General features: G+C 41.6%; 10 protein-coding genes. All 10 read left to right on the forward strand.

Going from position 1 to position 13772, the window contains the following annotated elements:
* Window positions 1-356 precede the first annotated feature (356 nt).
* Window positions 357-1217, forward strand: a complete 861-nt coding sequence (locus P9Q65_RS12230) for a carbon-nitrogen hydrolase family protein (protein WP_304509711.1) — start codon at window positions 357-359, stop codon at window positions 1215-1217.
* A gap of 797 nt (window positions 1218-2014) precedes the next feature.
* Window positions 2015-2986, forward strand: a complete 972-nt coding sequence (gene msrB, locus P9Q65_RS12235; protein ID WP_304509713.1) for a peptide-methionine (R)-S-oxide reductase MsrB — start codon at window positions 2015-2017, stop codon at window positions 2984-2986.
* Between the two features lie 81 nt (window positions 2987-3067).
* Window positions 3068-4462, forward strand: a complete 1395-nt coding sequence (asnS, locus tag P9Q65_RS12240) for an asparagine--tRNA ligase (RefSeq protein ID WP_304509714.1) — start codon at window positions 3068-3070, stop codon at window positions 4460-4462.
* Window positions 4463-5047: 585 nt separating this feature from the next.
* Window positions 5048-5977, forward strand: coding sequence for an N-acetyl-gamma-glutamyl-phosphate reductase (gene argC / locus P9Q65_RS12245; protein WP_304509715.1), 930 nt, complete (start codon window positions 5048-5050; stop codon window positions 5975-5977).
* Window positions 5978-5995: 18 nt separating this feature from the next.
* Window positions 5996-7210, forward strand: a complete 1215-nt coding sequence (gene argJ / locus P9Q65_RS12250; RefSeq protein WP_304509717.1) for a bifunctional glutamate N-acetyltransferase/amino-acid acetyltransferase ArgJ — start codon at window positions 5996-5998, stop codon at window positions 7208-7210.
* Window positions 7211-7228: 18 nt separating this feature from the next.
* Complete coding sequence (gene argB, locus P9Q65_RS12255; protein WP_304509719.1) at window positions 7229-8086, forward strand: acetylglutamate kinase; 858 nt, start codon at window positions 7229-7231, stop codon at window positions 8084-8086.
* 324 nt (window positions 8087-8410) lie between these two features.
* Window positions 8411-9583: an acetylornithine/succinylornithine family transaminase gene (locus P9Q65_RS12260; RefSeq protein ID WP_304509721.1), complete on the forward strand. Its 1173-nt coding sequence runs from the start codon at window positions 8411-8413 to the stop codon at window positions 9581-9583.
* A 163-nt stretch (window positions 9584-9746) separates the two neighbouring features.
* A complete protein-coding gene (gene argF / locus P9Q65_RS12265; protein WP_304509723.1) occupies window positions 9747-10652 on the forward strand; it encodes an ornithine carbamoyltransferase in 906 nt (301 codons plus the stop codon).
* Window positions 10653-10667: 15 nt separating this feature from the next.
* Window positions 10668-11756, forward strand: a complete 1089-nt coding sequence (locus tag P9Q65_RS12270) for a carbamoyl phosphate synthase small subunit (protein ID WP_304509724.1) — start codon at window positions 10668-10670, stop codon at window positions 11754-11756.
* A partial coding sequence (gene carB / locus P9Q65_RS12275; protein ID WP_304509725.1) for a carbamoyl-phosphate synthase large subunit occupies window positions 11743-13772 on the forward strand: 2030 nt, incomplete at its 3' end. The genes P9Q65_RS12270 and carB, both read left to right, overlap by 14 nt.

Consider the following 13772-nt stretch of genomic DNA (forward strand, 5'->3'; position numbering starts at 1 on the left):
CGCATTTTCTCTTCATAAGTCCAATTTCTTCTTTTGGTTCCTTTAGGAACTCCCATAATAGCACATCCTTTCAAAATAATTATAAAACAAAAAGTAGGCAAGGTGGTCATATTCCTTGTCTACTTTCATTTTACAACTTCAAAACCCTTGGGGTGGTTTTTTATAATAAAAATCTCTTGAAATGCGATTTAATAAGGTTTTTGTCTTGCTTTTTTCAAAAAGCAAGTGGGTTTGGGTAATGCTCAGATTCTTTAGACAACTCCTTTCAAAAACTGTCAATATTTGTAGATACTCCTACTTTTTTCCCTTGCAAAACCATGTTATACTCAAAGCAAAAAGAGCGGAGGAGATACCCCATGAAATTAGCCTTGATTCAAATGCAAGTAAAAAACACCCCTGAAGAGAATCTATTGAAAGCAAAAGAACTTTTGAAAAAAGCAGTACAGGAAAAAATTGATCTTGCTGTCTTCCCCGAAATGTTTGCCTGCCCCTATGACAATAGCTGTTTTCCACGTTTCGCCATGGATAAAGATGATACTTTTCTTGCGGAAATAGGGAATTTAGCCCTTGAATACGGTATTTATATTGTGGCAGGCTCCGTTCCAGAAAAATTCAAGAAAAATATTTATAATACTTCCTTTGTTTTTGACCCAAAAGGCCACAGAATTGCCAGCCACCGCAAAATGCATCTCTTTGACATTAATGTGGAGGGTGGACAACGATTTATGGAATCCGATGTCCTCACTCCCGGCGATGATTTTACCACTTTTGATACCCCTTGGGGTAAATTAGGTCTTATTATCTGCTATGATATCCGTTTCCCTGAACTTGCCCGTTTATTGGCACTTCAAGGGGCCAAAGGAATTATTGTACCGGCTGCGTTTAATATGACCACAGGCCCCGCCCATTGGGAACTAACCTTCCGTGCAAGAGCGTTAGACAACCAGCTTTATATGGCAGGAGTTGCACCGGCTAGGGATACAACGGCTTCCTACGTTGCTTGGGGACATACCATTTCCACCGATCCCTGGGGAAAGGTTCTTATTGAACTGGAAGAAAAGGAAGAAATTGCTTTTGTTGAATGGGATTTGGAGTATTTGGAGAAAGTACGCAGAGAATTACCCCTTTTGAAACATCGCCGTACAGATTTATACCGTTTGACTAATATTGCAAATAATGGAGAATTCTTTAAGGATAAGTCTTGGAAAAAGTCTTAAAGACAAGGTCTTAAAACGCGAGGGCAAGGGTAAGGTCTTGGGACGCTGTCCCAAACCCTGCAAGGGATTTTTCCCTTGACCCTTTTATGCAAAAACTACGTTTTTGCGAAACATTTTTCCACCGAAACCCCATGGCAATGGGATTCTCAAATAAAATTTGGGTATTGATTTTTACAAAAAGCAAGTAGGGCAAGACCTCGGGACGCTGTCCCAAACCCTGCAAGGGATTTTTCCCTTGACCCATTTATACAAAAACTATGTTTTTGCGAAACATTTTTCCACCGAAACCCTATGGCAATGGGCCTCTCAAATAAAATTTGGGTATTGATTTTTACAAAAAACAAGTAGGGCAAGACCTTGGGACGTTGTCCCAAACCCTGCAAGGGATATCTCCCTTGTCCCTTTTATGCAAAACATTCGTTTTAGCCAGATAATATAAATCATTTATCTCAGATTATGTGTTATTATCTTTATTTCCTCCAAAACCCCATGAATATGGGGTTTTCAATAAAAGTTTTTGGTCTTGCTTTTTTCAAAAAGCAAGTGGGGGTTGGGGCAACACCCCAAGGTCTTAAGGTCAAGTTCTCAGGATGCTGTCCCAAACCCTGCAAGGGATACCTCCCTTGACCCGTCTAAGAAAAAAATAATTAAATTTTACAACATAATGCCTTAACCTTTTCACAAACCGCATGCAATGCGGTTTCAATAAAAGTTTTTGGTCTTGCTTTTTTCAAAAAGCAAGTGGGTGTGGGTGAAACCCACGGTCTTAACCTTAAGTTTTAAAGGAGGAATAAAGCATGGAAGAAATAATATATCTGGCAGGCGGTTGCTTTTGGGGCACTGAAAAATATATGGAATCCATTGATGGGGTGGTTTCTACCCGCGTAGGCTATGCTTTAGGGGAAAAAAATGACAGAAAAATCACTTTGCCTAAAACCGTTACCTATGAACAGGTTTGCGGGGGCATTGGTCATGCAGAAACCGTAGAAGTTATTTTTGATGCAGAAAAAATCCGCCTTTCCCAAATTCTCAAAGAATACGCCTACACCATAGATCCCACCTCACTAGGTAGGCAAGGCATGGACATTGGCGTTCAATATCGAACGGGTATCTATTATACCAAAGAAACACAGGAACCAATCATTGCCGCATTTTTGAAAGAATTGCAGATGGAATATAACCGCCCCATTATGGTGGAAACTCTTCCGTTGTTGCAATTTATTGAAGCAGAAGATTATCATCAGAAATATCTGACGAAAAATCCCAATGGGTATTGTCACATTAATTTTGCAAAAATTGCAAAACAAAAACAAAGCTTTATTCATCAAGCTGACTATCCAAAACCGGATAAAGGGATTTTAAAGGAAAGCCTTACCCCCTTGCAATATGCCGTTACCCAAGAGAATGAAACAGAAGCACCCTTTTTCAACGAATACTGGGAAACCAGGGAAGATGGAATTTATGTGGATATTACAACAGGGGAGCCTTTATTTACTTCAAAAGATAAATTTCATTCTGCCTGCGGCTGGCCTGCCTTCGCAAAACCCTTAGATCCCAATACCGTTTTGGAATATGATGACCTTTCCCATGATATGATTCGGACGGAAGTACGCAGTCGGTCAGGAAATGCCCATCTGGGTCATGTTTTTAACGACGGGCCTACGGAATTGGGAGGGCTTCGCTATTGTATCAACAGCGCCGCCCTTCGCTTTATTCCCAAAAAAGAGATGGAACAGGAAGGATATGGCGAATTTTTACCTTTTCTATAAGAAAATGGTTGTGTTTTTTGCGGCGGGAGGCTAAAATAAAGAACATATGAATTCAGTAACTAGGAAAAGGAGCGATCTCTTGTGGATTTGACAACAGTAAAATCAATCTACCGTGATACGGCTGCCTATGCAAGTAAAGAGGTAACCGTTGGCGGTTGGATTCGTACCATGCGTGTTTCCAAAAATTTTGGCTTTATTGAGCTGAATGACGGCTCTTTCTTTAAAAACCTTCAAGTTGTTTTTGAAGCAGAAGCCTTATCTAATTATACAGAAATTACAAAGCAAGGCGTTGGTGCGTCTTTAATTGTAAAGGGGCTTTTGATGGAAACCCCTGACGCAAAACAGCCCTTTGAATTGAAAGCAACAGAAATTCAGGTGGAAGGTACCTCTACCCCTGAGTATCCTTTGCAGAAAAAACGCCACGGTGTTGAATTCTTACGCCAGATTGCTTATTTACGTCCCAGAACCAATATGTTCTCCGCAACCTTCCGTGTGAGAAGTTTAATTGCTTACGCAATCCATAACTTTTTTCAGGAAAGCGGCTTTGTTTATGCCCACACACCAATTATCACAGGAAGTGACTGCGAAGGCGCGGGAGAAATGTTCCGTGTAACCACATTAGACTTAAATAACCTGCCAATGACAGAGGACGGTAAAGTTGATTTTTCCAAAGACTTCTTTGGCAAAGAAACCAACCTGACTGTAAGCGGACAGCTTTCCGCAGAAACCTTTGCTATGGCATTCCGTAACGTATATACCTTTGGACCTACCTTCCGTGCGGAAAACTCCAATACTGCACGCCATGCGGCGGAATTCTGGATGATTGAGCCGGAAATGGCTTTTGCAGACCTGGAAGATAATATGGAATTGGCGGAAGATATGCTGAAATACATCATCCGTTATGTAATGGAAAACGCACCGGAAGAAATGGAATTTTTCAACAGCTTTGTGGATAAAACCCTCTTGGAAAGACTGCAAATTATCTTGGATAATGAGTTCGGCCGTGTAACCTATACAAAAGCTGTGGAATTGTTGATTGAAAGTGGACAAACCTTTGAATATCCCGTAGAATGGGGTATTGATTTGCAAACAGAGCATGAACGTTACTTAACGGAGCAGATTTTCAAAAAACCTGTTTTCGTTACAGATTATCCTAAGGAAATTAAAGCATTCTATATGCGTATGAACGAAGATAACAAAACCGTTGCCGCTATGGATCTTTTGGTTCCCGGTGTTGGCGAAATCATCGGCGGCAGCCAGAGAGAAGAAAGATTGGATCTTTTGGAAAAACGCATGGATGAGTTGGGTCTTAACAAAGAGGATTATTGGTGGTATCTTGACCTTAGAAAATACGGCGGCACCAGACATGCAGGTTTTGGCTTAGGCTTTGAGCGTGCAGTTATGTATCTAACAGGTATGGGCAATATTCGTGATGTATTGCCTTATCCAAGAACGGTAAAGAACGCAGAATTTTAATCCATTTATCTTAGTTTAAGAAAACAAAATACTCCCCCAAAACAAAAAACTGTTTTGGGGGAGTATTTATAAACACCAGTAGCCCAAGCAATAGACCATACATAATGTTTTTCCCAATATTTTCGTTGTAAATCCAATTTCTCTCCATATCATATTATCACGGGTTTTTTTCTGTAAAATTGCGCGATATCTTATATTTTCAAACACCTTTTTAACATATCTAATTAATTTTTATACCATTCAAAAACACATTTTTGTATAAAAAATTGTTTTATACTTAGTTTTATGCATAATTTTCTTTAACTACTCATAATTTAATCGCATATTATTCACAAAAAACGAATTCATTTTCCTTAGCCCCTCACAACTGTTTTTGTATAGAAACAAATTTTTTATGATATATGCTCTAAATAAACCAGTAATTCCGCCATTATTTTTATTTATTATGTTCTCCCCTTCCTATACTTAAGAACACCAACTGTTTGCAATTCTCCAAAATTGTATAATTATACATTTTTATATTGACTTTATATTTTAAAGGTATATAATTAGAAAAAATAAATTCTTTGAAAAGGGGAACGGGCTATGAAATATAAGGTATATATTGACGGTCAAGTAGGAACTACTGGCTTACAACTCCGTCAACGTCTGGAACATCATCCAAATATTGAGTTGTTGCTCATCAGTGAGGAACTTAGAAAAGATGAAGCAGAACGAAAAAGACTTATGAACAGCGCTGATGTTGTTTTTCTTTGCTTACCTGATGCGGCAGCAAAAGAAGCAGTTCCGCTGGTTGAAAACCCTGATGTTTGTATTATTGATGCCAGCACAACCCATAGAACCAACCCCCTTTGGACCTACGGCTTTCCGGAGCTTTCCCCAACCCATAGACAGGAAATTGCAAAATCAAAGCGTATTGCAAACCCCGGATGCCACGCAACAGGCTTTATTGCAGCCGCATATCCTTTGGTAAAGTTAGGTATTGTAAGCCCGGACTATCCTTTTACAGCGCATAGCATCACCGGCTACAGTGGCGGTGGAAAAGGAATGATTCAGGAATATGAAGTACCAAAAAGGCCTTCGACCTTCGAGAGTCCTAGACAATACAGTTTAAGCCAAACCCATAAACATTTACCTGAAATGCAGTATGTTACGGGAATTACCACTCCACCGGTATTTTCTCCCATTGTTTGTGATTTTTACCGAGGGATGGAAACTTGTATCCCCTTACACAGCAATCTTTTCTTAAAAAAGGTGACAAAAGAAGCGCTTATCACATTATTAAAAGAGTTTTATAAAAACTCCAATTTCATTAAAGTTACTCAAGAAGAAAGCGGCTTTTTAGCATCAAACACCATGGCTGACAGCAATGGATTAACCCTTTATGTTGAGGGGAATGATGAACGGATGACCATTGTCAGTGTATTCGATAATCTAGGAAAAGGCGCATCGGGTGCAGCAGTACAGAATATGAATATCGTTCTGGGCTTAAATGAAACCCAATCGTTGATATAAACATAAGGAGGAAATGATATGCAGAAAACATCAGGCGGCGTAACCGCTCCCAAGGGCTTTCTTGCTGGCGGTCTTCACTGCGGCGTACGTGCAAGCCAAAGTAAAAAAGACTTAGCCATGATTTACAGCCAAACCCCCTGTACAGCAGCAGCTGTTTATACACAAAACAAAGTTTACGGTGCTCCCATTACCGTAACCAGAAATAATATTACCAATGGCATAGCGCAGGCTATGATTTGCAACAGCGGCAACGCCAATACCTGTAATGCGGACGGCATTGAAAAGGCTGAAGCTATGTGCCAAATGACAGCAGAGGCCTTAGGCCTTTCCCCTGAAGATATCATCATCGCTTCCACCGGCGTAATCGGTGCAGTATTGCCCCTAGAACCCATTGCAAAGGGTATTAAGGAATTAGCACCCCAACTAACAGCGGATGGCGGCGCATTGGCGGCAGAAGCCATTATGACTACGGATACCCAGGCAAAAGAAGAAGCCTATGCCATTGAAATCGGCGGAAAAACCGTAACCATCGGTGCAATGGCAAAAGGCAGCGGCATGATTCATCCCAATATGGCAACCATGCTGGGTTTTCTAACAACAGATGCTGCAATTTCTACGCCCATGTTACAAAAAGCCTTGAAATTGGCGGTAGACGATACCTTTAATATGGTTAGCGTTGACGGAGATACCTCAACCAATGATATGGTTTCCATCATGGCAAACGGCACGGCAGAAAATCCGTTGATTGAGGGGGAAGGTGCTGACTTTGATGCCTTCTTAGCAGTAGTTAAAGAAATTTGCACTTCCATGTCAAAGAAAATTGCGGGAGACGGTGAAGGTGCCACAAGGCTTTTGGAATGCAGCGTAAACAGCGCACCTTCCACAGCCTTGGCAAAGGCAATTGCAAAATCCATCATTACCTCCAGTCTATTCAAGGCAGCTATGTTTGGCGCCGATGCCAACTGGGGACGTATCCTTTGTGCCATCGGCTATACAGAAGGAGAATTTGATATAGATACCATCTCTGTTGATATCTCCTCATCAAAAGGCAATATTCACGTTTGCGAAAACGGTGCAGGCGTCATTTTTGACGAAGAAGCAGCAAAAAACATTCTTTTAGAAGAAGAAATTCATATTCAAGTTGAAATGAACCAAGGCTCCGGTATGGCTACAGCATGGGGTTGCGATTTAACTTATGATTATGTGAAAATCAACGGAGATTACAGGTCCTGAGATAGGGAGGCATACACAATGATTGCAGATTGCAACAACATAAAAGCAAAAGTCTTAACCGCTGCCCTGCCATATATTCAAAAATATACAGGAAAAACCGTAGTGGTGAAATACGGCGGCAATGCAATGATTCATCCCGATCTAAAAAAAGCAGTAATGAGCGATATCATCCTCCTTTCCTTGGTAGGAATTCACGTAGTACTGGTACACGGCGGCGGCCCTGAAATCAGCGGAATGTTGAAAAAATTAGATATCCCCTCCCGCTTTGTAGATGGACTGCGGTATACAGATCAGGAAACAGCTGAAATTGTTCAAATGGTTTTAGCAGGAAAAACAAACAAAAATCTTGTTTCCCTTCTTGGGCAATTAGGCGGAAAAGCCATAGGGCTTTGCGGCATTGACGGCGGTATGATTAAAGCGAAAAAAATCCAAGGAGACTACGGTTTTGTGGGAGAAATCACAGAAATTAACACAGAACCGATTACGCAGGCAATTCAAAGCGGTTACATCCCCGTAATTGCCACCGTAGGCACCGATTGCCAAGGGCAAACCTACAATATTAATGCTGATACAGCGGCTGCGGAAATTGCGGCTGCGCTTAAAGCCATAAATATTATTACCCTTACAGATATCCGAGGATTAATGCGGGATATTTCCGATGAAAACTCTTTGATTCCCGTTGTAAAAATAGACGAAGTGGAAAAACTGATGAGTGATGGAATCATAGGGGGCGGTATGATTCCAAAGGTAAAAAGCCTAAAAAAGTCAGTGCTCTCCGGCGTAGAAAAAGCAGTCATGATAGACGGAAGAATTGAACATTCTATTTTGATTGAAATGTTTTCCGACGAAGGAGTTGGCACCATGTTTATTAAATAAGGGCAAGACTTTAAGACTTTAAGACCTTGGGGCGTTGCCCCAACTCCCCACTTGCTTTTTGTAAAAAGCAAGACCAAAAACTTTTATTGAAAACCCCATATTCATGGGGTTTTAGAGAAAGAAAAGATAATAACACATAATTCGAGATAAAAATCTTTTATGTCACCTAGCAAAAACGAATGTTTTTGCATAAACAGGTCAAGGGATGAAATCCCTTGCAGGGTTCGGGACAGCGTCCTGAGATCTTGACCTTAAGACCTTGCAGGGTTCGGGACAACGTCCCGAGACCTTAAATCTAAATTATAAAAAAGGAAGGTGAGCCAAGTGGGCTTTGAAGAAATCAAACAAAAAGATGAAGAATATATCATGCATACCTATGGTCGTTACCCCGTTGCTTTGGATCATGGAAAAAACGCTACCTGCTATGATGCAGAGGGCAAGGAATATATTGATATGACCAGCGGCATCGGCGTTAACGCTTTGGGCTTTTGTGATTCAGGCTGGATTAACGCAGTAACTGCACAACTGGGTAAATTGCAGCATATCTCAAACCTTTTTTATACCACTCCCTGTGGCGAAGCTGCCAAATTGGTATGCGAAAAAAGCGGCATGAAAAAAATGTTTTTCGCCAATAGCGGCGCAGAAGCAAACGAGGGCGTATTTAAAGCAGCAAAAAAATACAGCTTTTTAAAATATGGAAAAGGCAGAAGTACCATCGTGGCTTTGGAAAACTCCTTCCACGGCAGAACCTTGGCAACCCTTTCCGCAACAGGACAAGAACATTATCACAACTATTTTTTCCCATTTGTAGAAGGAATTGTATTTGCAAAAGCAAATAATTTAGAAGATACACTTTCTAAATTGACGGATGACGTTTGTGCTGTTATTATGGAAATGGTCCAAGGCGAAGGCGGCGTTCTTCCTTTGGATAAAGAATATGTAAAAACAATTTATGAAGCCTGCAAAGAAAAAGATATCCTTTTTATCGTAGACGAGGTACAAACAGGCATGGGTAGAACCGGTTCCTTCTTCAGCTATCAGCAATTTGACATTCAACCCGACTTGGTATCCTGCGCAAAGGGACTTGGCGGCGGTTTGCCTATTGGCGGTGTTTTATTCGGCGAAAAAACCAAAGAATGCCTTTCTCCCGGGGATCATGGTTCAACCTTTGGCGGCAATCCTGTTGTTTGTGCAGGTTCCATTGAAATTTTAAACCGTTTAAACAATGATTTTCTGAATGAAGTTCAGAAAAAAGGCGAATTTATTAAAAAACAAATTTTAACAATGCCCCATGTAACCGATGTTGCAGGCATGGGCATGATGCTTGGCGTAAGCCTTGATGTAGATGCAAAAGAAGTGATCCAAAAATGCTTGGATAACGGATTGATGGTACTTTCCGCAAAAACAAAGGTAAGACTTTTACCACCTTTAACCATTACCAGAAAAGAATTGGAAAAAGGTCTTTCCATACTAGCAAATGTATTGAAAACAATGTAGAATAGAATAAGGTTATTCCGCAAAACGCAGCTTCAGGCTAAGTGGTTTCAAAGTAATCAAATTCGGATTGCTTTGAATGAAAAATCCACCCTTGTCCTCCTGCGTTTTGCGCTGTATATATTACTATTTCCCAAAAGAGCACAAGAAAGAGAGGCATGAAAGAATGAAGCATTTTTTAAAACTGTTAGATTGCACAACCGAAGAAATTATCGAGCTTTTAGACTTGGCTGATCAGTTGAAAAAATATGTGAAAGAAGGAAAAGAACATCATTTCCTAAAAGGAAAAACCTTGGGGATGATCTTTGAAAAATCCTCGACTCGCACCCGTGTTTCCTTCGAAACAGGAATGTATCAGTTAGGTGGACATGCCCTTTTCATCAGCTCTAAGGATGCGCAAATAGGCCGTGGAGAACCTGCTGAAGATACTGCTCGTGTACTCTCCCGCTATTTAAACGGAATCATGATTCGCACCTTTGACCAAGAGGAAGTGGAAACCTTGGCAAAATACGGCTCAATCCCTATCATCAATGGTTTGACTGATCTTTTCCACCCTTGTCAGGTTATGGCTGACCTGCAAACCATTCGTGAGCATAAAGGAAAATTAGAAGGACTTAGAATGTGTTATATCGGTGATGGTAATAATATGGCTAACTCCTTAATTGTAGGTGGTCTAAAAGTAGGTATGACGGTAAGCGTTGCTTGCCCCGAAGGCTACAGACCCGATCGCACCATTTTGGATTTTGCTAAGGAATATGGTGATAAATTTATCATTACTGACGACCCTAAGGTTGCGGTACAAAAAGCAGACGTTGTCATTACAGACGTTTGGGCATCCATGGGACAGGAGGAAGAACAGGCAATCCGTGCAAAAGCCTTTACCGGTTATCAAATCAATGATAAATTAATGGCACTGACCAACGAAGGCTGTATGGTGCTGCACTGCCTTCCCGCCCACAGAGGAGAAGAAATTACCGCTGAAGTTTTTGAAGCACACGCAGATGAAATTTTTGATGAAGCGGAAAACCGTCTTCATGCACAGAAAGCAATTCTCGTTAAATTAATGGGCTGATAGGATGTGAGAACAATGAAAAAAGCATATTTGGTTCTGCAAAACGGAAAAGTTTTTCCTGCAAGTCGCTTCGGCAAGCAAGGAGAAATTACGGCAGAGTTAGTTTTTACAACAGGCATGGAAGGTTATTTGGAAACGCTAACCGACCCCAGTTATCATGGTCAAATTGTTGTACAAACCTTTCCCTTGATTGGGAACTATGGGGTGATTCCCGATGATTTTGAAAGTGATTCCCCCTCCCTTTCTGCGTATATCGTAAGAAATATATGTGATTTGCCTTCTAATTTCAGAAATCAAGGCACTTTGGCAGAATATTTGGAAAAACAGGGGATTATCGGTCTTTGTGACTTGGATACCCGTGCCTTAACAAAGATTATTCGTGAATACGGGGTTATGAATGCAGCCATTGTAAACGAAATCCCCCAGGATATGGAGACCTTCGCAAGAAACCTTTCCAATGCAGCCTTGAGCAGCAGTGTGGACAAAGTGACCTGCAAAGAAACCTATGTAAAAAATCCTGAAGGAAAGAAGCATGTTGTTCTTTGGGACTTTGGCTATAAGAAAAACATGGGCGACGAATTAATCAAAAGAGGTTGCAAGGTGACGATTGTTCCTGCCCAAACCTCCGCAGAAGAAATTTTAAGCTTGAAGCCGGATGGTATCTTACTGTCCAACGGCCCCGGAGATCCTTCCGATAATAAAAGCATTATCGAAAACATTGGAAAGGTTGCGCAAAGCAAAATTCCCGTTTTCGGCATTTGCCTTGGACATCAGATGCTGGCTTTGGCAAAGGGTGCAATCAGTACAAAATTAAAATATGGCCACCGTGGTGCAAATCAGCCCGTAAGATATACACCAACGGGCAGACTGTATATTACAAGCCAAAATCACGGCTATGCCATTAAATCAGAAACATTGCCCCCTTCCGCAGTATTATCCTTTACCCATGTAAACGACAATACCTGTGAGGGCGTTGAATATACGGATATCCCCGCCTTTTCCGTTCAGTTTCACCCGGAAGCCTGCGGCGGGCCAAAGGATACCAACTTTTTGTTTGACCAGTTTATGACTTTGATGGGAGGGAAAGAAAATGCCGCTGAATAAAAATTTAAAACGTGTTATGATAATTGGTTCCGGGCCTATTGTTATCGGCCAAGCGGCAGAATTTGACTATGCAGGAACCCAAGCCTGCCGTGCGTTGAAATCCTTGGGCTTAGAGGTTATTTTGATTAACCCCAACCCCGCTACCATTATGACGGATAATGCCATCGCAGATAAAATTTATATCGAACCACTGAAAACCGATGTCATTAAAAGAATCATTAAAAAAGAAAAACCCGATGGCTTACTTTCTACCTTGGGTGGACAGAACGGTTTAACCTTATCTATGCAGTTGGCAAAGGAAGGCTTCTTAGAGCAAGAAGGTGTTGCTTTATTAGGCTCTCGTTTGGATACCATAGATAAAGCGGAAGACCGCCTGATGTTTAAAGAAACCATGGAAAAGTTAAATCAACCTTGTATCCCTTCTGAGGTTGTAACAGATATTGAAAGTGCGCTGAAATTTGCGGATTATATCGGCTATCCCGTGATTGTACGTCCTGCGTTTACCTTAGGCGGCAGTGGCGGCGGCATTGCGAAGGATAAAGCCGAATTGAAGGAAATTGCCCATAGCGGCTTAGAAGCTTCCCCTATTCATCAGATTTTGGTGGAGCAATGTATCTCCGGCTGGAAAGAAATCGAATTTGAAGTAATGCGTGACGGAGACGGCAATGTAATTGCCGTATGTTCCATGGAAAACTTTGACCCCGTAGGCGTGCATACAGGTGACTCCATTGTTATTGCCCCTGCCGTTACCTTAGCGGATAAGGAATATCAGATGCTGCGTACTGCCGCACTGGATATTATCACAGAATTACAGGTGGAAGGCGGTTGTAACGTACAGTTTGCCTTAGATCCCGAAAGCTTCCGCTATGCGGTAATCGAGGTTAACCCCCGTGTATCCCGTTCCTCAGCATTAGCCTCCAAGGCAACAGGCTACCCTATTGCTAAGGTTGCCGCACTCATTGCCGTTGGTCTTACCCTTGGGGAAATCGAAAATGCCGTGACAGGCAAAACAAGCGCATTCTTCGAGCCTACTTTGGACTATGTGGTGGTAAAACTTCCAAAATGGCCATTTGACAAATTTGTTTATGCAAAAAGAAAGCTTGGTACCCAGATGAAGGCAACAGGGGAGGTTATGTCCATTGCGCCTACCTTTGAACAGGCACTGTTAAAAGCCGTTCGTGGGGCTGAAATTTCCTTAAACACCTTAAATTTACCTGCTCTGGCAGAACACAGCGATGCTGAAATCAAGGACATGCTTTATGAAGCTACCGATCGCAGACTTTTTGTGGTATATGAAGCACTGAAGCGTGGCATTTCCATGGAAGAAATTCACGAAATTACGCTGATTGACGAGTGGTTCTTGGGCAAGCTTATCATTATTTTGGAAACAGAAAAACGTCTTTCCAAAGAACCTTTGACAGAGGAATTATATCTCTTTGCAAAGAATATAGGCTTTTTGGATAAAACAATTTTTGCCCTTTCCGGACAAACGCACCCCCACCGAAGTGCAGTCTATAAAATGGTAGATACCTGTGCTGCGGAATTTGCGGCACAAACTCCTTATTTCTACGCTACCTATGATACGGAAAACGAAGCCGCAGATTTTATTGAATCCCATAACGATGGCAAGAAAAAGGTCATTGTTTTCGGTTCCGGCCCCATCCGCATTGGTCAGGGAATTGAGTTTGACTATGCCTCCGTTCACTGCGTTTGGACCTTAAAAGAAGAAGGCTATGACGTAGTCATGGTAAATAATAACCCGGAGACAGTATCCACCGACTTTGATACGGCAGACCGTCTTTACTTTGAGCCCCTCACACCAGAGGATGTTATGGATATTATTGCAACAGAACAGCCCTACGGCGTTGTGGTTGCCTTCGGCGGACAAACAGCAATCAAACTGACAAAGGCACTCTCTGAAGCAGGTGTGAAAATTTTAGGCACCTCCGGAGAAAGCATTGATGCGGCAGAGGACAGAGAAAAATTTGATGCCATCCTCGAAAAATTGCATATGTC

Source organism: Anaerotignum sp. (genome assembly GCF_030625865.1).
Lineage (GTDB): Bacteria > Bacillota > Clostridia > Lachnospirales > Anaerotignaceae > Chakrabartyella.